This window comes from Lentzea sokolovensis (assembly GCF_033949975.1).
GTDB classification, from domain to species: Bacteria; Actinomycetota; Actinomycetes; order Mycobacteriales; family Pseudonocardiaceae; genus Lentzea; species Lentzea sokolovensis.
In genome coordinates this window covers 1-22,115 of the sequence record NZ_JAXAVU010000007.1, presented here as the reverse complement: position 1 = coordinate 22,115, position 22,115 = coordinate 1, and the positions used below count along the sequence as shown (strand labels likewise).

Annotated in this window: 21 protein-coding genes; 5 read left to right on the top strand and 16 right to left on the bottom strand. The window is 67.9% G+C overall.

Features of this window, described 5'->3' with window-relative positions:
• Nucleotides 1-5: 5 nt before the first annotated feature.
• Nucleotides 6-671, bottom strand: coding sequence for a phosphotransferase (locus SK854_RS12400; protein WP_319975216.1), 666 nt, complete (start codon nt 669-671; stop codon nt 6-8).
• Nucleotides 672-776: 105 nt separating this feature from the next.
• On the opposite strand from SK854_RS12400, the gene SK854_RS12395 reads away from it, so the two are divergent.
• Nucleotides 777-1,523: a TrmH family RNA methyltransferase gene (locus SK854_RS12395; RefSeq protein WP_319975215.1), complete on the top strand. Its 747-nt coding sequence runs from the start codon at nt 777-779 to the stop codon at nt 1,521-1,523.
• A gap of 5 nt (nt 1,524-1,528) precedes the next feature.
• Here the strand turns inward: SK854_RS12395 and SK854_RS12390 are convergent, their stop codons facing one another.
• Both SK854_RS12390 and SK854_RS12385 read right to left on the bottom strand, forming a co-directional pair.
• A complete protein-coding gene (locus SK854_RS12390; RefSeq protein WP_319975214.1) occupies nt 1,529-1,828 on the bottom strand; it encodes a hypothetical protein in 300 nt (99 codons plus the stop codon).
• A gap of 84 nt (nt 1,829-1,912) precedes the next feature.
• The gene (locus SK854_RS12385; protein WP_406601767.1) at nt 1,913-2,323 is read right to left on the bottom strand and encodes an HAD-IA family hydrolase; all 411 of its coding nucleotides are present in this window, start codon (nt 2,321-2,323) and stop codon (nt 1,913-1,915) included.
• A 67-nt stretch (nt 2,324-2,390) separates the two neighbouring features.
• Here SK854_RS12385 and SK854_RS12380 point away from each other — a divergent pair, with 67 nt between their 5' ends.
• Nucleotides 2,391-2,804, top strand: a complete 414-nt coding sequence (locus tag SK854_RS12380; RefSeq protein WP_319975213.1) for an Rv3235 family protein — start codon at nt 2,391-2,393, stop codon at nt 2,802-2,804.
• 64 nt (nt 2,805-2,868) lie between these two features.
• Here SK854_RS12380 and secA read toward each other — a convergent pair whose 3' ends face one another.
• The 3 genes from secA to hpf all read right to left on the bottom strand — a co-directional run bounded on the left by secA (nt 2,869) and on the right by hpf (nt 8,147).
• On the bottom strand, nt 2,869-5,817 hold the full coding sequence (gene secA, locus SK854_RS12375) for a preprotein translocase subunit SecA (RefSeq protein ID WP_319975212.1): 2,949 nt from the start codon (nt 5,815-5,817) through the stop codon (nt 2,869-2,871).
• Between the two features lie 312 nt (nt 5,818-6,129).
• A complete protein-coding gene (locus SK854_RS12370; RefSeq protein WP_319975211.1) occupies nt 6,130-7,338 on the bottom strand; it encodes an RNA-guided endonuclease InsQ/TnpB family protein in 1,209 nt (402 codons plus the stop codon).
• Nucleotides 7,339-7,481: 143 nt separating this feature from the next.
• Nucleotides 7,482-8,147, bottom strand: coding sequence for a ribosome hibernation-promoting factor, HPF/YfiA family (hpf, locus tag SK854_RS12365; RefSeq protein ID WP_319975210.1), 666 nt, complete (start codon nt 8,145-8,147; stop codon nt 7,482-7,484).
• Between the two features lie 988 nt (nt 8,148-9,135).
• Between hpf and SK854_RS12360 the strand changes: the two genes are divergently transcribed.
• A complete protein-coding gene (locus SK854_RS12360; RefSeq protein ID WP_319975209.1) occupies nt 9,136-9,753 on the top strand; it encodes a ComF family protein in 618 nt (205 codons plus the stop codon).
• A 762-nt stretch (nt 9,754-10,515) separates the two neighbouring features.
• Here the strand turns inward: SK854_RS12360 and SK854_RS12355 are convergent.
• The 5 genes from SK854_RS12355 to SK854_RS12335 form a co-directional block, all read right to left on the bottom strand.
• Entirely contained in the window at nt 10,516-12,243 is a 1,728-nt protein-coding gene (locus tag SK854_RS12355; protein ID WP_319975208.1) for an LpqB family beta-propeller domain-containing protein, read from the bottom strand.
• Entirely contained in the window at nt 12,240-14,000 is a 1,761-nt protein-coding gene (gene mtrB, locus SK854_RS12350; protein WP_319975207.1) for an MtrAB system histidine kinase MtrB, read from the bottom strand. The genes SK854_RS12355 and mtrB overlap by 4 nt, the downstream gene beginning before the upstream one ends.
• A gap of 10 nt (nt 14,001-14,010) precedes the next feature.
• The gene (mtrA, locus tag SK854_RS12345; RefSeq protein WP_030471262.1) at nt 14,011-14,688 is read right to left on the bottom strand and encodes an MtrAB system response regulator MtrA; all 678 of its coding nucleotides are present in this window, start codon (nt 14,686-14,688) and stop codon (nt 14,011-14,013) included.
• Between the two features lie 185 nt (nt 14,689-14,873).
• A complete protein-coding gene (locus SK854_RS12340) occupies nt 14,874-15,704 on the bottom strand; it encodes an SAM-dependent methyltransferase (RefSeq protein WP_319975206.1) in 831 nt (276 codons plus the stop codon).
• A gap of 76 nt (nt 15,705-15,780) precedes the next feature.
• Complete coding sequence (locus SK854_RS12335; RefSeq protein ID WP_319975205.1) at nt 15,781-16,425, bottom strand: dTMP kinase; 645 nt, start codon at nt 16,423-16,425, stop codon at nt 15,781-15,783.
• A 331-nt stretch (nt 16,426-16,756) separates the two neighbouring features.
• Here SK854_RS12335 and SK854_RS12330 point away from each other — a divergent pair, with 331 nt between their 5' ends.
• On the top strand, nt 16,757-17,536 hold the full coding sequence (locus SK854_RS12330) for a Rossmann-fold NAD(P)-binding domain-containing protein (RefSeq protein WP_319975204.1): 780 nt from the start codon (nt 16,757-16,759) through the stop codon (nt 17,534-17,536).
• A gap of 113 nt (nt 17,537-17,649) precedes the next feature.
• Here the strand turns inward: SK854_RS12330 and SK854_RS12325 are convergent, their stop codons facing one another.
• Together SK854_RS12325 and SK854_RS12320 are read right to left on the bottom strand one after the other, a co-directional pair.
• A complete protein-coding gene (locus SK854_RS12325; RefSeq protein WP_319975203.1) occupies nt 17,650-19,692 on the bottom strand; it encodes a TerD family protein in 2,043 nt (680 codons plus the stop codon).
• Between the two features lie 21 nt (nt 19,693-19,713).
• The gene (locus SK854_RS12320) at nt 19,714-20,079 is read right to left on the bottom strand and encodes a hypothetical protein (protein ID WP_319975202.1); all 366 of its coding nucleotides are present in this window, start codon (nt 20,077-20,079) and stop codon (nt 19,714-19,716) included.
• Between the two features lies 1 nt (nt 20,080).
• Between SK854_RS12320 and SK854_RS12315 the strand changes: the two genes are divergently transcribed.
• Nucleotides 20,081-20,968 (top strand): DUF5753 domain-containing protein, encoded by an 888-nt coding sequence (locus tag SK854_RS12315; RefSeq protein ID WP_319975201.1) that lies wholly within the window; start codon nt 20,081-20,083, stop codon nt 20,966-20,968.
• Between the two features lie 103 nt (nt 20,969-21,071).
• Here the strand turns inward: SK854_RS12315 and SK854_RS12310 are convergent, their stop codons facing one another.
• The 3 genes from SK854_RS12310 to SK854_RS12300 form a co-directional block, all read right to left on the bottom strand.
• On the bottom strand, nt 21,072-21,548 hold the full coding sequence (locus tag SK854_RS12310) for a hypothetical protein (RefSeq protein ID WP_319975200.1): 477 nt from the start codon (nt 21,546-21,548) through the stop codon (nt 21,072-21,074).
• The gene (locus SK854_RS12305; protein ID WP_319975199.1) at nt 21,548-21,805 is read right to left on the bottom strand and encodes a hypothetical protein; all 258 of its coding nucleotides are present in this window, start codon (nt 21,803-21,805) and stop codon (nt 21,548-21,550) included. The genes SK854_RS12310 and SK854_RS12305 overlap by 1 nt, the downstream gene beginning before the upstream one ends.
• Before the next feature lie 60 nt (nt 21,806-21,865).
• The coding region (locus SK854_RS12300) for an adenosylhomocysteinase (RefSeq protein WP_319975198.1) at nt 21,866-22,115 on the bottom strand (250 nt) is incomplete at its 5' end.

Sequence of the window (22,115 nt, the reverse complement as noted above, 5' to 3'; positions counted from 1 at the left end):
CTAGCCTAGTGGCGTTCGCGGTCCATCAACTTCTGAAGTGCGGCGCGTTCGCGCGGATCACGGTCGTGCCGCTCCAGCCGGATGCGCGCGGCCTCCGGGATCGCCTCGACCGCCTTCGGGTCCACGTTGGCCATGAACGACCGGAGGAACCGCCACCGCGTGAGCTTCATGACCGGCGCGAGGTGGGCGACGGCGAGCGAGACCCAGCTCAGCGCCACGTCGAGCCTGCGGTCGCCCTTGGTCGCACTTGCCCAGTCGAGCACCACGGGCCCTTCCGGGCCCAGCACGACGTTGCCGGGGTGCAGGTCGAGGTGCAGGAGGTTGCCCTCGCCGCTCAGGAAATCCGGTGCCGGGATGAGGTCGAGGCGGTGGTGCAGGTCCGCGAGCTCCGCGCCGAGACCGCCCGCGAGCCACGGCTTGCGGCCGATCTCCTCGGACATCCGCGGGCCGGGCACGTACTGCATGACGAGTTCGTCGGCGGTGGCCTCGTGCACGCGCGGCACGGGGATCCCGAAGCCGCTCAGATACGACATCATCTCGGCCTCGCGCCGCAGGTCACGGCCGGTGCGCGTGCGTTTGACGAGCAGCCCGTCCGACCGGATGAACACATCCGAGTCCTGACCGCTCGCGAGATGTTGACGTTGCGCGACGCTGCGCATACCTGCCGTCATGTGACGATCATCATCGATATGATCCGAAACACAAGGGCCGAACGGCTCTAGTGGAGCTCTTCACCCGTTTGAGCCCTGTGCGCCTGCCTCTGGCACTCTCTTCCGGTGGAGATCTCGCCCAAGGACCGCTTCGTCACCGTCTACGGCCGCAAGCCAGTGCTGGAAGCGCTGGACGACCCTGCGCTCACGGTGGACAAGGTGGTGCTCGCCGACACGGCCCGAGGCGCGGCCGCGCACGAGATCATCGACGCGGCCCGTTCGCGCGGGGTCCAGGTGCAGCGGGCGACCGCGCAGCGCGTGAAGGTGCTGGCGGGCAACGGCAAGCAGGACCAGGGCGTGCTCGCCGACGTCGTGGCGCCGCGCATGAAGCCGTTGGCGCTGGCTCTCGAAGAGGGCGGGCTGAAGTCCGTTCTGGTGCTGGACGGCATCACCACGCCCGCGAACGTCGGCATGATCCTGCGCACCGCGACCGCCGCGGGCATCGACGGCATCGTCGTGCCGCGCCGGGGCGTCGCCTCGATCGACCCGCTCGTGGTGAAGGCCTCCGCCGGAGTGGCTTTCCGAGCGCCCGTGCTGCGCTGCGGCACCTCGGCGGAGGCCTCGGCTTTGTTGCGCGCGTCCGGATTTCCGCTTTACGCGCTGGATTCCCACGCTTCCGACACGATTTATTCCGCCTCTTTTTCGTCGCGCTCCGCATTCGTGCTCGGCAGCGAAACGTCCGGAATCACCGACGACGTGCGTCCACACATCACGTCGTGGCTCTCGATTCCGATGGCGGCGGGCGTGGAATCACTGAATGTCGCGTCAGCGGCGGCCGTGCTCTGCTTCGAACTCGTGCGCCGGGCCCAGTGACCCGCTCAGAGCCAGTCGACGTGGTACCCGTTGACCCGCGGGTAGCCCAGCAGTGACGTGCAGGCCGCGATTGACGGCTCGCCCCTGACCCGGCCGATCGTCCCGTACTGGTCCCAGACGCCCAGGCCGTTCGTGCAGTGCGCGACGGCCCGGAAGCGGCCCGGCCTGCCCTCGTCGCAGAAGACCTCGATGGTGCGCCCGTCCCGCAGGTAGTCCTCGTAGCAACCGCGTTCCTGCGCCTGCGCGGGTGATGCAATTGCCGTGGCTGCAATGGCGACTGCAACACAAGCGACAATTCTTCGCATTTTCTCCCCTATGCAATCGGCTACTGACCAAATCGACGGTAGTGCTTTGCCGAATAATGGGCAATGACGCTGCGGGGTGAACCCTCAATCGCGGAGCGCGATCGCTAGCAGGATTTCCAGCTCCTCGAGGGTGGACCGTGTCGACCGATGGTGGACGCCGACCATGCCCGCCTCGGCAGCGCCGCGGACGTTGACCGCCAGGTCGTCCACGAAGACGCACTCCTCGGGTTCGAGGGCCAGCTTCCTCGCCGTGAGCAGGTAGATCTCGGTGTCCGGCTTCGCGAGCCCGACCTCGCCGGAGATGATCGCGGCGTCGAACAGGCCGGTGTAGACGGTCGGCGGGTGCCACCAGCCGTCCGCGTTGGACAGCAGCGCGGTCTTGAGGCCGTGCGCCTTCGCTTTGCGCAGCGCGGTGAGCAGCGGAGGTTCGGCGGGGTTGTCCTCGCCGGGGTCGGTCAGGACGCCGCCGTAGTCGAGCACCAGGGCTTTCAGCACCTGCAGGACGGTACCCACTTTCGGGTGCCCGATGTCCTGATGTCGTTGTCGGCGCGCCAGGTTCGGCATGCCCCCAGTCGTTCGCCGCCTGCCCGCCTACGAGCCTCCGGTCGGAGTCTCCGGCGGCTTCGTGATTCCCCGGCCACGGCCCAGGCCCGTCTGGGTGCCGGTGCCGGAACCGCCCCCGCCCGCCTTCGACGCTTCACGGCTCGTCGGGGTCGTGCTGGAGGTGCTGGACGGACGTCGGGCCACCCGGCTGCTGCGGGAGGTCGCGGTGCCCGTTCTGGCCGCTCGGCTGGGCGGGCTGGTTCGTCCTCGGACCACGCGGATGGTGCGCGCGCCCAGGGTCTGTCATCCGTCCCGGTTCGCGGCAGAGGTCTCGGTGACCGTGCGCAGGGAGGGGCGGGTGCTGGCCGTGGCCGGACGGGCCGAGCACCGGAGCGGGAGGTGGTGGTTCACCTCGTTCACGGTGCTGGAATGAGGGCCTGGAAAGCCGCGTGGGCCGCGTTCCCGGAGGAACACGGCCCACGCGGTGGTGGTGCGGGTCAGCGGGGCTTGCGCTGGTTCTTCGCGGCCTGACGGGCCGCCTCGCGGCGCTCCTTGCGGGTGCCGCCCTGCTGGCCGGCCGCGCCGCTCGCCTCGGCGTGCTCTTCCACGCCGCCGTCCTCAGCCGGGCCGCTGTAGTTCAGGTTCTGCTGGCCGGGGCCACCGAGACCCTTGCCGCGCAGGGCGGGCGGGATGGCGTTGCCACTGGCCAGCTGGGCCATGGCCGGGCCAGCGGGCGCCTCGGGCTCCCGCTGCGCCTGCTGCTGTGCGGCCGCCGCGGCGCGGGCACGAGCGCGCGCACCGCCGCCACCGCCGTTGCCGGAGACCTGCGGAAGAGCCTGCGGTGCCGCGCCCAGGGCCACGGGGACCTGGGGCTCGGCGACGGGCTCCGGCTCGGCCGCTTCGACCTGGAGGTTGAACAGGAAGCCGACGGTCTCCTCGCGCAACGCGTCGAGCATCGCGTTGAACATCTCGAAGCCCTCGCGCTGGTACTCGATGAGGGGGTCGCGCTGCGCCATCGCGCGCAGGCCGATGCCCTCCTTCAAGTAGTCCATCTCGTACAGGTGCTCACGCCACTTGCGGTCCAGGACGGACAGCAGGACGCGGCGCTCCAGCTCACGGATGGCGCCTTCGCCGACTCGGGCGTCGATGTCGGCCTCGCGGGCGCGGTAGGCGTTCATCGCGTCCTCGACGAGGAGATCGCGCAGGTACTCGCGCGTCACGTCCTCATCGGACTCGAGGATCTCCTTCGCGTCCAGCGAGACCGGGTAGAGGGTCTTGAGAGCGGTCCAGAGCTTCTCGAAGTCCCAGTCCTCGGCGTACCCGTCGGCGGTGGCGCCGTTGACGTACTCCTCGACGACGCTCTCGATCATGTGCTCGACCTGGTCGCGCAGGTCCTCACCGGCGAGAACGCGGTGGCGCTCGGCGTAGATGACCGTGCGCTGGCGGTTCATGACCTCGTCGTACTTGAGGACGTTCTTGCGGATCTCGAAGTTCTGCTGCTCGACCTGGGTCTGCGCGCTGCGGATGGCGCGGGTGACCATCTTGTGCTCGATCGGCACGTCGTCCGGCACGTTCAGGCGCGTCATGACCATCTCGACCATGGACGCGTTGAAGCGGCGCATCAGTTCGTCCTGCAGGGACAGGTAGAAGCGCGACTCACCGGGGTCGCCCTGACGGCCGGTGCGGCCGCGGAGCTGGTTGTCGATGCGGCGCGACTCGTGGCGCTCGGTGCCGAGCACGTAGAGACCGCCGGCCTCGCGGACCTCGTCGGCCTCCGCCTTGCCCTGGGTCGTCAGCTCCTCGACGACCTTGGCCCACTCGGCCTCGTACTCCTCCGGCGTGGTCACCGGGTCGAGGCCGCGGTCGCGCAGCTCGTGGTCGGCGATGATGTCCGGGTTGCCGCCCAGCACGATGTCGGTACCGCGGCCGGCCATGTTCGTCGCGACGGTGACGGCGCCCTTGCGGCCGGCCTTCGCGATGATCAGCGCCTCGCGGTCGTGGTGCTTCGCGTTCAGGACCTCGTGCGGGATTCCCTTGCGCACCAGCAGCTTCGAGAGGTACTCGGAGCGCTCGACGCTCGTCGTGCCGATCAGGACCGGCTGGCCCTTCTCGTGCTTCTCGGCGATGTCGTCGGCGACGGCCTCGAACTTCGCCTCCTCGCTCTTGTAGACGAGGTCGGGCTGGTCCTTGCGCTGCGGCGGGCGGTTCGTCGGGATTCCGACGACGCCCAGCTTGTAGGTCTGGTGGAACTCGGCCGCCTCGGTCTCGGCGGTACCGGTCATGCCACCGAGCTTCTCGTACAGGCGGAAGTAGTTCTGCAGCGTGATCGTGGCGAGAGTCTGGTTCTCCGCCTTGATCTCGACGTTCTCCTTGGCCTCGATGGCCTGGTGCATGCCCTCGTTGTAACGGCGACCGGAGAGCACACGACCCGTGAACTCGTCGACGATCATGACTTCACCGTTGCGGAGGATGTAGTCCTTGTCGCGGTTGTAGAGCTCCTTCGCCTTGAGGGCGTTGTTCAGGTAGCCCACCAACGGCGTGTTCGCCGCCTCGTACAGGTTGTCGATGCCGAGCTGGTCCTCGATGAACTCCACACCGAGCTCGGTGACGGCGACCGTGCGCTTCTTCTCGTCGTACTGGTAGTGGAACGACTTCGACTTCTCCTCGATGACCTCGATGCGGTCCTTCTGGGAGAGCTGGGTGACGTCGATGCCGCGCATCCGCGGGACCAGGCGCGCGAACTCCGTGTACCAGCGAGCGGACTGCTCGGCCGGACCGGAGATGATCAGCGGCGTGCGAGCCTCGTCGATGAGGATCGAGTCGACCTCGTCGACGATCGCGAAGTAGTGGCCGCGCTGCACGCACTCGTCCAGGCTCCACGCCATGTTGTCGCGCAGGTAGTCGAAGCCGAACTCGTTGTTCGTGCCGTAGGTGATGTCCGAGTTGTACGACGCGCGTCGCTGCTCCGGAGTCATCTCGGAGAGGATCGCGCCGACGGACATGCCCAGGAAGCGGTGAACGCGGCCCATCCAGTCCGCGTCGCGCTTGGCCAGGTAGTCGTTCGTGGTGATGACGTGGACGCCCTTGCCGGCGATGGCGTTGAGGTAGACGGGCATGACCGAGGTCAGCGTCTTGCCCTCACCCGTGCGCATCTCGGAGATCTGGCCGAGGTGCAGCGCCGCGCCACCCATCATCTGGACGTCGTACGGGCGCTGGCCCAGGGTGCGCTTCGCGGCCTCGCGGGCCACGGCGAACGCCTCCGGCAGCAGTTCGTCCAGCGACTCGCCCTCGGCGTAGCGCTTCCGGAACTCCTCGGTCTTGCCCCGCAACTCGGCGTCGGAGAGGTCCACCACCTCGTCTTCCAGGTGGTTGATGTGCTGTGCGATGTTGCGGAGGCGCTTGAGCATCTTGCCCTCGCCGGAGCGGAGCAGTCGGGACAGCACCATCTGGATAGACCTCATCACCTGTATCGCGGCGCGCCCACGTCGGACGCCTTTCCCCTGCCCATCGTAGGCAAGTCGCCAAGATGTGTGCACGGACACAGGCGGATTGGCTGGCCCGACCTGGTCTGCGCAGGTCAGGTGCCGTTTCTGCGATCTTCCCAGGCCACCTGTTGCCGGAGCCCCCACCTCGGCTACTGGTGTGGAGAACGTATGAGGACGGCGTAAAGGTTCCTGGTCCGGCCGATTTCACCTTGACGTTGACTTCTCCCTGCCCCGAAAGACGGAGATTCCCACCCGCCTCGTGGCGGAGAGCGTTCAACCGCTGTGCCTCGCGGCACGGACTTCCTGTTTCGTCGCCGACAGCGGCAGGGAAGACCCTCGCCGTCTGACATCAGCTCCGCAGACATCGCCGGGGGCACCCCGGACCACGGCTAGACCAGCCGCAAGGATGTTCTTCGCCGCATTGACGTCCCGGTCGTGCCGGGTGCGACATCCCGGACACGTCCAGTGCCGGGTGGACAGAGCCAGATCCGCCAGCCGGCGGCCGCAGGTGGAGCAGGTCTTGCTCGACGGAAACCAGCGGTCGATCACGACCAGTGTGCGACCCGCGCGGTCGCACTTGTACTCCAACTGCCGCCGGAACTCACCCCAGCTCGCGTCCGAGATCGCTCGGGCGAGGTGGCGGTTGCGGACCATCCCCGCGACGTTGAGATCTTCTATCGCGATGGTCTGCGCCGAGCGAACCAGCGCCGTGGTTGTGCGGTGCAGGAAGTCACGCCGCGCGTTGCGGACCTTGCGGTGAGCGCGGTCGACCTTGAGCTTGGCCCTGCGGCGATTTCGGCTCCCTGGTCTGCAGCGGGCCAACCGTCGCTGGTAGCGAGCCAGGTTCCGCGCCTTGCGAGCCAGGTGCCGCGGGTTGGCGATCCGCTCGCCATCGCTGGTCACCAGCAGGTGGGTCAAACCGAGATCCACACCGATAGCACTGGCAGTGGTGTCGAGCGGCGCGACTGCCGTGACGTCGACGGCGAACGTCACATACCAACGGCCGTCAGGCTCACGGGAGATCACGACCATCGTGGGATTCAAAGTCACGAGGCTGGCCTCGTCGAACGACCACACGAACCTCAGGGGCTCGTTGGTCCTGGCGAGAGTCAACGCTCCGTCGCGCACTCGAAATGCCGAACGCGTGTAGTGCGCGCTCTGGCGACTTGCTCGCGTCTTGAACCTCGGATACCGCGCACGTCCGGCGAAGAAGTTCCGAAACGCCGTGTGCTGGTGACGCGGCGTCTGCTGCAACGGCACGGAAGACACCTCGGACAGAAATGCGAGTTCCTCAGACCGCTTCCAACCGGTCAGCGCGGCGTCGGTTTCGCGATACGAGGCGCGGACGCCCTCGACTCGGTAGCGGCGACTCCGCTCGGCCAGGGTCTTGTTCCACACCAGACGCACGCACCCGAACGTGCGGTTGAGAAGCTCAACCTGGTCGGGAGTCGGGTAGGCCCGACACTTGTACGCCGTTCGCACAACCCGACCGCAGCGGGTGTTTCGGCTGCCAAAAGGGCCGAAATCCGCACCACCACGGTGACCAGCGAGTGCCGTAGACGCACGCCGCCGCCCCGCACGCGAGGGGTGCGGGGCGGCGGCGGTCGAAGGAACGTGGTGGGCGGTCAGGCCAGCCTGATCACGCCGTAGTCGAATCCCTTCCGGCGGTAGACGACGCTCGGGCGTCCGCACTCGGTGTCTGCGAACAGGTAGAAGTCGTGTCCGACCAGTTCCATCTCGTAGAGGGCCTGGTCGACGGTCATCGGTTTGGCGGCGTGCTCCTTCTCGCGTACGACGCGTCCGGGCAACTTGTCTTCGAGGCCGTCGTCCCAACGCTGCGCGGGCACTTCCGCCATGCCCTCGTAGTCGGCCTCGGGTGCGTCGAGCACCGCGGTCTTGGCGCGGCGCGACGTCATGCTTTCGCCGGCGGACTGGTCGACCAGTCCGCTTGTCGCTTCGGCCACCGAGATCGGGGCGCGGGCCCCGTGGTGGACGCGCCTGCGGTCGTGTGACCGACGCAGACGGTTCTCGAGCTTCGCGACCGCAGAATCGAGCGCGGCGTAGAAGTCACCCGCGCAGGCTTCGGAACGGACCACAGGTCCACGTCCCTTGCCGGTGATTTCGACCCGCTGGCAGTTCTTCGACTGGCGGCGGTTCGGCTCGTGGAAAAGTTCCACGTCGTAGCGGATGACCTTGCGGTCGTAGCGCTCAAGCCGGGCCAGCTTTTCGGCGACGTGAACCCTGTAGTGATCGGGCACCTCGACGTTGCGGCCCTTAACGACGATGTCCATACACGACCTCCCTCGCTTTGCTGCGAGCTATGGCTGGACTGCTTTAAAGCGCCGTGGCGATCTTGGATCGCGGATGTGTCGCAGAGGGTCGTCTCCCTCAGCTCTCACGGCGCCAGGATCATGGGCTGTTCGCCTCCTCCCCGAGGGCCGGGAACGCTGATAGCGGTGCACGTTAGCTTGGGATTCACCGTCGCGTAAGCCCCCTTGCCGGGGGAACGACGAGATTTTTTGGTGACTACGCAGCGCGACGACAGCGCGTTGCCAAGCGTTTCCCGAGCGTGCTCCGAACCAAACCCGACAGCCCCTGGCTCACCCGAACGGCGCACGGCCGAACCGGCACTCGACGGCAGCCTCGCTGCGTCGAACGGGTCCAGTCGCCGCCTCATACCCAGCCAACGGGCGGCCCCCGCGTCATGTTCCCGAAACCTGGAAGAGATCGATTCCGAACCACTCCGTGGACGCTTACCGCACTTCTTGCAACCCAACCGTGCGGCCCCGATACCCGATCACGGCCCTGTCACGCCCGCCCGAACGGTGGATTTCGCCCAATGCAGGACAAGGCAGTCGATCACCATCGCGACGGGACGTACCAGCATTCCAATGAATAACCGCTGGTCAGCTCCATACGTGAATAATCGTTAACTCAGGGCGGCGCGAGGGGCCCGTCCACGGGTCACCCCAGGAGGCGATCGCCGCCCAGGGCAAGGCCTTGATCGACGACGTGACGTGCGGACGCCTCAGTTCTGAAACGTCCGCTCAACAGAGGTTGGGACAAACGGGGCGAAACGAGTTACAAGATCTTGGGACGTCGTCACAGAACGCGCGCCGAGCAGCGGGTTTTCGCGCGCCACGACCGTGCCGGAGATCGACATCGTCACCCCAACTTCACCCTTGTGGGCGGTGCCGAAAGTCCCCGCTGAGCTCCTCCGGTGTCTTGTTTCGGTCCCGGCCGCGATTTTCTGTCAGACCTCGCCGCCATCCTGATCCCATGACAGCTCTCGACCTGCTCCTCCCGCCCACCTGCTCCGGCTGCGGCGTCGCCGGCACCGCCTGCTGCGCCACGTGCCTCGCCGGCTTCGGCCCGCCCGCACGACTCCAGGTGCCCGGCGTGGGGCCGCCTGTGTGGACGCTGGCGGCCTATCACGGCACCGCAAGGGAACTGGTGCTCGCCTTCAAGGAACGGGGCGCACGAGCCCTTGCAGCGTGGTTCGGCGCCTTGGTCGCGGCCACCCTGGTGGCGATCGGCCCTCCACCGTGGACGCTCATCCCAGCGCCCTCCCGCCGCAGCGCCGCGCGCAACCGCGGCGGCGACCACATGCTCCGAATCGCACAGGAAACGGACATCGCCACCGTCGCACCGATCCTCCGGCTGGCGCCGGGCGTGGCCGATTCCGTGGGCCTGACCGCGATCGCGCGCAAACGCAACCTCGCGGGGCGGGTGGAGGTCCGCGGTCCGGCGCCACCAGGCACCACGGTGCTGCTGGACGACGTGATCACCACCGGTGCCACGGCCTCGGCCTGCGTGCGTGCCTTACGGCAGGCGGGGGTGCGCACGAACGCTGTGCTCGTGCTGACCTCGGCCCAGCCACACCGGCCAGGGCAGTAGGGCCGCGGACTTCGCCGGGCACCTGGAAACGCAGCCTGCGCGCCGTCGGCAGCCCAACCGCGACAGCTCGCTGCCTCGGCAAGCCGGTCGCTGCGTTGGCAAGCCGGTCGCTGCGTTGGCAAGCCGGTACAACGGCTCGCTGCCGGCAAGTCGGCTACGACGGCTCGCTGCCGTCAGTCCGGAAGCGCCGACGCGGGCCAACCGCGTGGGCCTGTCGGCCCGCACAGAGCTCGCGCACCTGCCGCCGCCACACCGGCCCGCGCCGGCCCTGGCCCGAGTCGGCCCAACCTCGCCGACCCACTCGCATCAGCCCACCGGCATCAGCCCGCCCTCATTGGCCGCTGCCGACAGCCCGCAGGCGTCAGTCCACTGCCGCCGGCCCCGTCCGCCTGAATCCGGTTGGCATCGGCCCAACCGCGCGAGCCCAGTCCGGATCAGGCCCGCCGACGTAAGCCCGACCACCTGCAGCCGGCTGCCGTCAGTCCAACTGCGGCAACCCATCTGCCATCGACCAGTTCCGCGTCAGCCCACCGACGTCAGCCCACCGACGTCAGCCCACCGACGTCAGCCCACCGACGTCAGCCCACCGACGTCAGCCCACCGACGTCAGCCCACCGACGTCAGCCCACCGACGTCAGCCCACCGACGTCAGCCCGCTGCCGACAACCCAGCCACCTGAACCAAGCTGCCGACAGCCCACCGCGACAGCCCACAAACCTGAACCCGGCCAGCCTCAGCCCAACCGCGCGAACCCCGTCCGGATCAGCCCGGGTAGAACACCAGCGCGCCCGACGGCACCCGGATCGCGCTCGACTTCCACACATCGGTGATGTCCGATGCCGACCACAGCCCGGAAGAGTCGACCACCTGCACCTGACGTGCCGCGGCCGCCGCCACCGAACCCACCGGCACGGTGAGGTTCGACTGGCTGTAGCGGTCCATCTTGTAGCCGTCGGTGTAGACCTTGGTGACCGGCCACGCGGGCAGCGAGGAGGAGACGACCAGCACGTCCTGGGAGAGCCAGTCGATCGACTGCACGGACGCGGCCAGGATCGACGGCTGCAGCTGCCGGGGTGAGCGCAGGGACACGTCCTGGTTGTCGCGCACCACCGACGCGATGTAGAGCTTGCCGGCGATCACCAGCGCGGCCCTCGTGCCGTCGCGGGAGAGGCGCAGTTCGCTGATCGAGCCGAACGGCATGATCTCGGTGATGTTGACGCCCTTGGCGGTCCAGCTGCCGTTGTCGGAACGGGTCACGCGGGCGACCGAGTTGCCGTCGACGGCCGTCCAGACCTCGGTGCCCTGGCCGGTCGAGAGTTGCCACGTCGGCCTGGAGAGCGTGGTCGCGCGCTGGTCCACTTCGGACAGGTCCTGCTCCAGCTCACCCACGCGCAAACGCATTCCGCCGCCCTCACGCGACACCACGGCGAGCCGTGAGCCGTCCAGGGACTGCGCGGCCGACACAGCGCCGTAAGTGCCCGCGCCGGCGGGGCCCTTGATCGGGTTGCCGTCGGTGAGCGAGCGGATCGACCCGTCCGTCACGAGCATGCCCTGGAGGTTCGCGTTCAGCGCCAGCAACGTCTCACCCGCGGTCGCCGACACGTCGGACGGCCGGTAGTCGCGCTGGTCCGGCAGTATCTGCTGGCCGTCGACGAGCACGCGCACCCGCGACGAGGTGACGCCCGAGTACGACTTCACGACCTGCGCCACGATCTGCTTGCGCTTCTCCGGCGTCAGGTCCTTGCCCACGTTGGTGAGGTTCACCTCCAACGCGCCGTCGTCGGACTCCTTGGTGTCCGAGAACTTCTCGGTCTCCGTGCCGAGCGCGCTCACCAGCGTGTCGCGCACCGCGTCACCGGGGCCCGCGATCAGCAGCTCGGTGACGCGCGTCGGGATGCTCGTCGCCGGCGGGATCACGACGTAGCGCGGATCCGGCACCAGCACGGTGAACTCGGGGTTGTAGAAGTACAGGGTCACGCGGCGGTAGGTGGTGTTGAACAGGTTCTGCGGCATGTAGACGCCGAGCGGCGGCTCGGAGATCCGCCACTGGTTGTCGCTGGCGCGCTCGACCTTCACCGGGATGCGGAACTCGCCGAGCTGCGGCACGAACGCGTTGTCGCTGCCCAGCCGCCCGACGTAGTTGCCTTGCAGGAGAACGGTCTGCGTCTTGTCCTGCGCCGCCTGCGAGGTCGGCACGGTGGAGAAGCCGGTCTCGATGATCGTGGGGTTCTTGGTGTCCCAGTTCTTGTTGGCCTCAGGCGTCATGAACGCGCGGGCCGCCGCGTAGTCGCTGTCCGGGTTCGCCGTCGCGTTCAAGAAGTCGCGCACGAGCATGAACGGGTCGATGTTCTGGCGCGGTTCGGGCGCGGCGGGGGTGTTGGACGCCTTGCTGTCCTTCGACCCGATCGGTTTCGGCTGGGTGTTCGTCGGGATCGCGGCGCACCCGGTCAGGGTCACGAGGACGAGCACCAGCAACGACAGCCGCTTCACCGCACTTCCTCCGAAACCTCGTTCGCCGCTTTGTCCGCCGGAGTCCCGTCGACGGGCTCGGCGGGCTGCCAGGTGATCTCCTCGGGCCGCAGCTCGATCTCGCCGGGCTCCTCGTCGGCGATCGGCTCCTCCACCACCGTGACGGGTTCCAGCTGGATCGCGGGCGCCAGCGGCAGCGGGCTTTCGCGCAGTTCCTCGCCGTGCCTGCGGGGCAACGTCAAACGGAACACGGCACCGTGGCCGGGCTCGCCCCACGCCTCCAGCCAGCCGCCGTGCAACCGGGCGTCCTCCAGCGAGATCGACAGACCGAGACCGGTGCCGCCGGTGCGGCGGTTGCGCGACGGGTCGGCGCGCCAGAAGCGGCTGAACACCAGGTCGGCCTCGCCCTGGCGCAGGCCGACGCCGTGGTCCCGCACGGTGATCGCGACGGCGTCGGCGTTGCCGCGCATGGTGAGTTCGACCGGCTGGCCCTCGCCGTGGTCGATGGCGTTCGCCAGCAGGTTGCGCAGAATCCGTTCCACGCGGCGGGAATCGAGCTCGGCGACGAGTTCGTCGTCCGGCAGGTCCAGCACCACCGGCGACCCGGCGCTCGTCGAGATCGCGCGCACCGAGTCGTGCGCCCGGCGCGCCAGCACGCGGATGTCGACCTGGTCGGCGGTGAGTTCCTCGACGCCGGCGTCCAGGCGGGAGATCTCCAGCAGGTCGCCCAGCAGCGACTCGAACCGGTCGAGCTCGTCGACCAGGAGTTCGGTGGAACGGGCGAGCCCGGCGGGGAACTGTTCGCGCGAGGCGTGCAGGACGTCCGCGGCCATGCGCACCGTCGTCAACGGCGTGCGCAGTTCGTGCGAGACGTCCGAGGTGAAGCGGCGCTGCAGCTGGCCGAACTCTTCCAGCTGCTTGAACTGCGCCTGGATCGACTCGGCCATCTCGTTGAACGACTCGGCCAGGCGCGCCACGTCGTCCTCGCCTACGACGTGCATGCGTTCGTGCAAAGTGCCGTCCGCGAACCGTTCCGCGACCTCGGCCGCCTGCCGCACCGGCCGCACCACCTGGCGCGTCACCAGGTTCGCGATGAGCGCGAGCAGGACCAGCAGGACGATGCCGCCGACCGCGAGCGTCGACTGCACGACCTCGGCCGTGCGCTGCTCGGAGGTCAGCGGGAAGATCAGGTACAGCTGCATCGAGCGCGCGGACGTGCTGATCGGCAGGCCCACGACGAACAACGTGGTCTGCGCGCCGTCGCGCTGCACGGTGTGGATCTGGGTGCCGGAACCGCCGTCCTCGACCATCTCGCGCAGGCCGCGCGGCACGTCGTCGAGCTTGCCGACGGACGGCACGCGCCCGGCGCCGGCGGAACCCAGCCCGTCGGCCAGGACCGGTTCGAACGCGCCGGCACCCGCCGTCGTGGCGTCCGTGCCGGCGCCACCGACGGCGAGCTTGTTGATCGCGCTGGTGAACCGCGTCTGCACGCTGTCCGGCCCCGGATTCAGACCGACCAGATCGGACTGGATCAGGCTGCGCGAGGCAATGGCCTGGCGCACCGCGGCATCCTCCTTGGTGTTCAGCAGCTGGTTGGTGATCTGCATCTGCAGCACCATGCCCAGCACGAACACCACGGCCGACGAGAGCGCGAGCGTGGACACGACGACGCGCAGCTGCAGCGAACGACGCCAGAGGTCACCAAACGCGGACCATCGCTTACGCGCTTCCTCGGCGAGGAGCTGCGCCTTCGCGATGGCCGGCCGAACGAACTTCATACGCCACCTGTCACGGAGGGCCGGCCTTGTACCCGACACCGCGGACAGTCAACACCACCTCGGGGTGTTCCGGGTCCCGTTCGACCTTGGACCGCAGCCGCTGCACGTGGACGTTCACCAGGCGCGTGTCGGCGGCGTGGCGGTAACCCCACACCTGCTCGAGCAGCACCTCGCGGGTGAACACCTGGCGCGGCTTGCGGGCCAGAGCGACGAGGAGGTCGAACTCCAGCGGCGTGAGCTGGATCGGCCTGCCCTCGCGCAACACCTCGTGGCCGGGGACGTCGATCGTGAGGTCACCGATCTGCAGGACCTCGGACGGCTCGGCCTCGGTGCGCCGCAGGCGAGCCCGGATGCGGGCCACCAGCTCCTTGGGCTTGAACGGCTTGACGACGTAGTCGTCCGCGCCGGACTCGAGACCCAGCACCACGTCGACCGTGTCGCTCTTCGCCGTGAGCATCACGATCGGCACGCCCGACTCGGACCTGATCGCCTTGCAGACGTCGATGCCGTTCATGCCCGGCAACATCAGGTCGAGCAGCACGAGGTCGGGCTTGAGCTCGCGCAGCGCGGGCAGGGCACGGGCACCGTCGGCGACCACCGCGGTGTCGAAGCCCTCCCCGCGCAACACGATCGTCAGCATCTCCGCCAGGGCGGGGTCGTCATCGACGACGAGCACGCGTGCCTTCATACTCAACATCGTCGCACTCCCGGTCGCACGTTCGCGCACCGCCCACGTTCCGTTGCTGCTGGTGGCGATGTGCGCTCGTTCGGTAACCGGCCGGAACTGTCGTTCCACGTACCCCACCTCGCCCCGTTTGACCTGTTCGTCGCGGGAGTATCCGCGCGAGGATCACCTTTTGTTACCAGGTGTTGTCAGGTTGTGCGAACGGCAGAAGCCAACCAGATGCGCGCGTCACCCACTTTCCTCGGGTCGGTGATCGCCGGCACCGCGCGGTCGTGCCGCGCGGCCAGGTCGACCTGATGCGTCACCGCGGCGTGCCAGCCGTAGCCGTCGAGCCACTCGACCGGGTCCTCCACGTCGGACTGCCAGCGGGCGTCCAGCGCGTCGAACCGCTGATGCACGGCCTTCATCTGCGGCAACTCGCGGAAGGCGTGGTTGACGTGTTCGAGCGCGAGCGTGCTGCCTCGGGCGGACATCGCGCTCACCCAGTACAGGATCTGCTCGCCCGCGTCCGGCGGCAGAAACATGAAGAGGCCCTCCAGCAACCACGCCGTGGGCCTCTTCGGGTCGAACCCGGCACGTATGAGCGCTGTCGCCCAGTCGTCGCGCAGATCGCACGGGACGACGACGCGTTCGCACGCGGGCTGGGCGAGCTGGTCGCGCAGGGCGTCCTCCTTGAACTCGATCAGCTCGGGCAGATCGAGTTCGAAGAGTGTCGTGCCCGGCGGCCACCGCAGCCGGAACGCTCTTGTGTCGAGACCCGCCGCCATGATCACAACCTGGGGCAGGGCCGAGCCGAGGAGTTCGTCGTCGAAGTACCGGGTGCGCAGGACGAAGTGATCGCCCGCGAGGGTGCGCACGCCGTTCAGGTCGCTCGCGGAGCCGGCGGCCTCCACGAGTCCAGCGGCCAGCGGGTCGTCGAAGAGCGGTCGGAGCTGACGTCGCTCGGTGGCGCGGGCGGCAGCGATCAGGACCGCCGTACGGGCGACACCGACCGGAGGGCGCTGCAGGACACGCTTCAAATCGCAATCCCCTATGCACTCAGAGTGACGTACCGGACACTCGATCGTGTCAATCGGTACGCACGTGAGCGACCACTCAAGGAGTGAAGAGCGGTTCCAGAAGCGAATGAAAGTTCACGTTTGACCGCCCGTCGACCACTTGCCACGGCGCGAGCCAGCCGATGTTCGCCAATCCGTCGTAAACGACACCGCACCGCGCCTGCAGCGAGCCATCGGATTCGTAGATGTCGCGGGCCCGCGAATCGTCGTCCTGCTCGCGCTTGGCCGCCCGCTCGGCCGCGACCTCCACGGGCACGCGCAGCAGCAGGTGAAGGTCGGGAACGGGCAGCCCGAAGCGGTCGATCTCCAGCTCGCGCACCCACCGCACGAACTCGCCGTGCTCGTCCTGGTGCAGGCGCGCGGCGCTGTACGCGGCACTCGACGCCACGTACCGATCGAGCAACACGACGTCGTGCTCTTCGAGGTCCTTGCGGATCTCGTCAGCCGCGCCGCGCCGGTCCAGCGCGTAGAGGACGGCCATCCCGTAGACCGAGTCGCTGAGGTCGCCGAGCCGGCCGTAGAGGCCGTCGCGGACGAGGTCCGCGTGCACGCTCTGGCCGTAGCGCGGGAACGCGTGGCCGGCCACGGTCCTGCCCTGAGCGGCCAACGCCTCGGTCAATCCGTTGGCGAGAGTGCGCTTGCCTGCACCGTCGAGGCCTTCGATCACTACGAGCTTTCCCACGCCAAAACCCTAACGGGAGCGGCCCCAGCCACTCACACGGCCGCAGTACGTCCCCCACACGGGCGAAATCCGAGCTTTCGATCACCAGAACGAGTGACTACGGTGAACAGTCACACGGCGCGTGTGAAGGGTAGGTGCCGCGGTGGCCGCGGATTCCGGGCACGCCGGGTCGGTCGATGAACCGATCGGGCTCCCGACTGGGGGTTTACCGACCCCCCTCGCCGAGACGCTGCGCTACGGGCCGTTCCACCGCGCTTTGCGCGAGGCGATCGCCCACCGTGGCCTCTCGCTGGCACGACTGCGCGCTCATCTTGAGCAACTGGGTGTCCAAGTGGGCCAGTCGACACTCTCGTACTGGCAACGCGGCCTGCGTCATCCCGAGGTGCCACGTGCCATCAGCACAGTGCGCGCGCTGGAGACCGTGCTGCGCCTGCCGCCATCGTCCTTGTTGGACCTCATCGGCCCGCGCCACGCGAACACCTACGCGCCACGTCCTGTCGCGACCTGGCCGGATCCCGCGCCGTTGCTCGCGACGTTCGACTCCGTACCAGAAGCGGCACGAGGCAACGCCGACCTCGAAGTGCTCTCCGTGCACGACACCGTCCAGATAGGCATGCACCGCGAGCAACGCTCCATCACCACACGGCTGGTCGTGCGCGCGGTGCGGCAGGGGCCGGACCGGTACCTGGCGATGCACCACGGCGACGAAGGCTCGTTGATCGAGAACGCGATGGTGAGATCCGGCGAAGGCTGCCGGCAGGGGCGTCTGCGCCGGGAAAGCGCTTCCCGCAACCTCGCGGTGGAGATGCTGTTCGACCGGCGGCTCGCGGCGGGCGAGGAGCACGTCTTCAGCTTCACGATCGCCGACGACACCGGCAGCGCGAGCCCGGGCCACCACCGGACGTTCCGCGACACGTGCGGCTCTTACCTCGTGCAGCTCTCGTTCCACCGGCGAGCGATGCCCGCGCGCTGCATGAAGCAGTTCCTGGCCTCCGCCGACGCCACGCCGGTCGACGTCGACGAGCTCGTGTGCGGGCTCGGCGGCGTCGTCAGCGCGTACTTCGGCGACGTCGGGCCGGGGATCGCGGGCATCGCCGTCGAGTGGAGCTAGGGGCGAGGAAAGCGAGAGGGCTAAAGACCGGCGGTCCGAAGACCATTCCGGTTCCAGAGTTAGAAGGAAGCTCTCTCATGGCCTCGCTGGGACCACGTTAGCAGCGAGGCCGGTCAGTCCGACAGCAGTTTCCCGAGTTCTGCCACCGTGGTGACGGCTCCGGTTTCGTCCTGCGTCAAGCCGATGCGGATCACCGGGGCGTCCTTTGTGGATCCCTTGCGCACGAACAGATCCCTTAGCCGCGTCACGGTGAAGTACTTGCGCTGCAACGCCGCTGCCGCGATCAGCTTCACGACGTCGCGGTTCTCCTCGACGCGATTGCCCCACGACGAGCCGCGCAGGTAGAGGTGCAGCCAGGTGCCGAACCAGGAGTCGCCCTCCCGTTCGAACATCACCGGCAACGCGACCTTTCCCCTGCCACGCATGGAAGAACGCGCGCGAACCGTGCTCGGCTCGAACGGCTTGCCCATCTGGTCGAGATCGCGGCTCATGAACCCGAACATCGACTCGGCGACCTCGTCGAACCCCTCCCCCGAGTAGATGTTCACCTGCGGCACCACGTACTTCGCCCTCATCGCGTCGCGGTGCAGGTCGATGAACTCCGTCGCGCCGTCAGAGGCATCGGTCAGGTCACCCGAGTAGTAGGCACCGGCCTGCTTGAGGTTCGTCCACGAGACCTGTCCCTTGTACTCGAAGTTCTCGTTGAGCAGCACCGCGGACAGGTCGTAGTCGGTCCGCTTGACGTGCTGCCGCCAGTGCACGAAGAACCGCAGCACGTCGCCGCCGAACCAGAGCTTCGACCCGCGCGGAAGCACGCCGAAGCCTTCCTCGGTACCGGAAACCGGCACCACGACGTCGAGCACCTCGTCGTCCACGACCAGCTCGGAGTACTCCGGCAGCCTGCGGATCAGCTCGTTCTCGACCACCTCGACGATCGCCTCGACGGCCTTGCGATCGAGCGGCTCACGGTCGTCGTCGGCGATCCAGACCCGGCGCGCACGACTGGCGAAGACGCGCGCGGCGTCCGGCGTCGTGCGGTTCGACAGGTGCTCCAGCACCGAGATGAGGACCCTGCTCGACACTTCGGGCACGGCGGCTTCAACGTGCTCAGCGAGGTTCTCGGCGCCGTGCCGGAGAAGCCTGTCGAGCTGCCGCAACAACATGCCCGGCGCTTTGGCCAGAATGCCGATCGCACGTTCGGTGTCGTTCTCCGCGAACGCCATCTCGACCTGCCCGGCGAACGACCGCGCGACCTTCTCCCCACGCGCCACCGCGAACACGTCCTGCGCCCGCTCGAACGGGTACTCGTGCGGGTGCAACCGCTCGCCAAGACGCTTCCACGCCTCGCGGTTCGAGTTGACGTCGCCGAGCTTGCTCTCCGCGACCTCGTTCAACGCGCCGAGCAACGCCCTGCGTTCGGGCCGACGAAACGACCGAAATCGCGTCGCTTCCTTGAGCGTGACGTCTCCCCCGGACGCCTCCGCCGCGAGCCGCAGCACGTCGGTAACAGTGTCCACGTCCTGGAGTGGGCGCTGTGCGACGAGCCGCGCGGCGTTGAGAATCGCGCGGTTCTCCCGGACCGGGACCTCGACTTCGCTGTCGACGCAGAGCACGGCCAGCTCACCGAGCAACGCCCTGTCGTTCTCCGCCAACGGAATCGGGCTCGTGGCGAGTTCCTCGAACAGGCGCCGCACCTCTTCGTCGAGCGTGCCACCGAGGTGCACGACCGTGATGCGGTCCTTCAACGACGGGATCAACTCGTCGTGCGCCCGCAGCATCTCCTCGTAGGAGTGCTGGACCCGGCCGTACTTCGGCAGGTCGAGCAGGTTGTTGGTCGGCTCGGCGCCCTTCTCCAGCGCGTCCCGCAGGCACTCCCACCAGAACGCGAGGGTGTCCGGCACGTTGTGCGGGAACTCCTTGAAGTACGGGTTGTGCTGCCCCCGCGCCCCGATGAGTTCCTTGACCGCGCGCACGATCTCCGCAGCGAAGTCCTCGGCCTCGGCCAACCCGCCGACGTGTTCCAGCAGCTCTCGCGACGCCTTGAAACCCGAGCTGATCAGCGCGGCGTCCAACTGCCTCGCGACCGCGGCACCGTCACCCGGCGCACCGTCGGAGGCCGGCACGCGCAGGGTCTTCTTGATGATGGTCGTCCGCACCAGGCCAGTAAAACCCGCACGTCAACCGAGTTCCAGCAGCGCTTTCTCATACTGCGCCCGGTCGAAGACGCACGGCCCGATGCCGACGTACTCGTGCCCGTCGCGATGCGGCCGACGGAACCTCGTCCAGATGATCGTGTCGCGGTCGGCGGTGATGTCGGCGACCAGCGGTCCGCATGCCGCGATGCCGCAGGAACAGCCGAGCACCAGCCGCGCCTTGCCGGGCTGGAACGGCTGGGATTCGAGGTCCTCGCGGCGAACACCGCTGAACTCGTCTTCGCCGAACCAGTCGGTGAGCGGGACGCCGTCGACGAGCGGCACGACCACGTCCTCGTGCACGACGTCGTGCGGCACGCTGGCCAGGCCTAATTCCACCCGTTTGGGCACGATGTTGTTTCTCCTCCATCGCCTAACGTCAGTTTGCATGAACGGCGATCCGTCCACTCCCTACAGCCGTGACCTGGGCGATGAGTTGCGTCAGGTGCGCGAGCGCTTCACGACCTTCCGCGGCCGCCGGATCGCCCGAATGCTCGGGTGGGATCCCGGCAAGGTCTCCAACATCGAACACGGCAAGGTGCGCGCCACCGAGATCGACATCATCCAGTACCTGGGTAGGTGCGGCCGCAGCCAAGAGTTCATCACCGACTTCCTGAACAGGTATCGGTCGGCGTTCGACCTCTACTTCGTGCAGGCACCGGGAAGACTCGGCACGTTGTCGATGGCCGAGTCGAGCGCGCAGAAGATCTTCAGCTACAACCTGGCCGTCATGCCAGGGCTGTCGCAGTCCGAGGAGTACGCGTTGAGCTTGTACGAGGCTCGCGGCGTGGTCCCGCCAGACCAGATCAAAGTCGCTGTTCGCGCCCGGATGGAGCGGCAGGCATTCTTGCGGAGCCATGATCGGCCGCAGTGCACTTACTTCATTCACGAGAACGCGTTGCGGCTCAGGGTCGGCAGTCCCGAGGTCATGGAAGACCAGCTCATGAGGCTGCTCTTCCAGAGCCACATTCTCCGAGTCGTGTCGGCGTCGAGCGGTCCGGCCGGAGTCTTCATGGCCAGCTACACGATGTGGGAGTACGAAAAGCGCAGCACCGTGGCGTTCACGGACTGCGAAATCGCGCAGGTGTTCGTTCAGGACCCCGCCGGAGTCAAAAGCTGCAAAACGATCTTCAAGCGCTTGGACGCGGTCGCACTCAGCGAGGCGCAGTCGCGCGCGATGGTCGCGGATCTCGCCAGCCGAGCGCGGGAAGACCACAGCAGGCAGCTGTATCTCACGTAAAGCAGCAGCCCCACAGCGAGGCCGCCGGTTTCATGATCACCAAAATTGTCGGTGCCACCTGCAAGAATTAAAGAAGGGGTCCCCTTGGCGGGGGACCCCTGCGTCAGCTTGGCGGGCGTTCGTCAGCCAACCCGTCGGGCAGCGGCAGGTCGAGCGCCGCGAGGAACCGCCGAGTCTTGACCTCGACGAACACCTCCCCGTCGTCGATCTCGTCGACGTCCTCCGACTCGTCCCACTCGAACCCGTTCGGGTCCTCGTCCTCCGCGAGGAACGCGAGCAGCTCCGCCTGCTTGGCCGGAACGTCCCCGGAGTTCGACAGCGCCCACCACGCCGCCAGTCCCGCGGCCTCGCGCAGGACGTCGGTCGGGTCGGACGCGTTCGGGTTCTCGAAGTAGGTGCGCGGCGTCAGGCCCAGGTAGGCGACGCCTGCGCCGGGACCCGCGGGCGCGTAGACGACCGACGTGATGTCGCTGTCGTGGATGTCGATCCACAGGAACGGCTCCGCGAGTGGCGGCAGTTCGCCCTCGGACAGCGTCTTCCAGGAACCGTGCTCGTAGGCGTAGGTGCCGAAGAATCCCACTACTGCTCCTGGTCCGCGTGCGGCGACTTGATCCCCTGAATTATGGAAGACGCCTCGGCTCGCGCCGCCGCGGCTTCCTCAGTCGCCCTCTGCCGATCTGCGGGAAGCGGGAGAACCGCAGACAGCGACTCCAGCGCTACCGCCATGGCGATCCGCCACTCCGCGTACTGCCGTGTGGTGGACGGGCCCTGCGGCCGGCGAGCGCGGACCGCGCGCATGTCGTTCAACGCCGACTTCAGTTCGGCGGGGATCGCCATGTGACTTCTTCCGGAAAGCGAAAGGGGCGCCCCTGACCGGGGCGCCCCTCAAAGCAGCGATCAGTAGCGGTAGTGGTCCGCCTTGAACGGGCCCTCGACGTCCACGTCGATGTACTCGGCCTGGTCCTTGGTGAGCTTGGTCAGCTCGCCGCCCAGGGCCTCGAGGTGGATGCGGGCGACCTTCTCGTCGAGCACCTTGGGGAGGCGGTAGACCTCGTTGTCGTACTCCTTGAACTTGGTGAACAGCTCGATCTGGGCGATCACCTGGTTGGAGAAGGAGTTCGACATCACGAACGACGGGTGACCCGTG

What these genes read in the sequence shown, in the direction of transcription:
- SK854_RS12400 (WP_319975216.1), bottom strand. Translation starts at nt 671, where the DNA reads ATGACGGCAGGTATGCGCAGCGTCGCGCAACGTCAACATCTCGCGAGC.
- SK854_RS12390 (WP_319975214.1), bottom strand. Translation starts at nt 1,828, where the DNA reads ATGCGAAGAATTGTCGCTTGTGTTGCAGTCGCCATTGCAGCCACGGCA.
- SK854_RS12380 (WP_319975213.1), top strand. Translation starts at nt 2,391, where the DNA reads ATGCCCCCAGTCGTTCGCCGCCTGCCCGCCTACGAGCCTCCGGTCGGA.
- secA (WP_319975212.1), bottom strand. Translation starts at nt 5,817, where the DNA reads ATGGTGCTGTCCCGACTGCTCCGCTCCGGCGAGGGCAAGATGCTCAAG.
- hpf (WP_319975210.1), bottom strand. Translation starts at nt 8,147, where the DNA reads ATGGACATCGTCGTTAAGGGCCGCAACGTCGAGGTGCCCGATCACTAC.
- SK854_RS12360 (WP_319975209.1), top strand. Translation starts at nt 9,136, where the DNA reads ATGACAGCTCTCGACCTGCTCCTCCCGCCCACCTGCTCCGGCTGCGGC.
- mtrB (WP_319975207.1), bottom strand. Translation starts at nt 14,000, where the DNA reads ATGAAGTTCGTTCGGCCGGCCATCGCGAAGGCGCAGCTCCTCGCCGAG.
- mtrA (WP_030471262.1), bottom strand. Translation starts at nt 14,688, where the DNA reads ATGAAGGCACGCGTGCTCGTCGTCGATGACGACCCCGCCCTGGCGGAG.
- SK854_RS12315 (WP_319975201.1), top strand. Translation starts at nt 20,081, where the DNA reads ATGTTGTTTCTCCTCCATCGCCTAACGTCAGTTTGCATGAACGGCGAT.
- SK854_RS12305 (WP_319975199.1), bottom strand. Translation starts at nt 21,805, where the DNA reads ATGGCGATCCCCGCCGAACTGAAGTCGGCGTTGAACGACATGCGCGCG.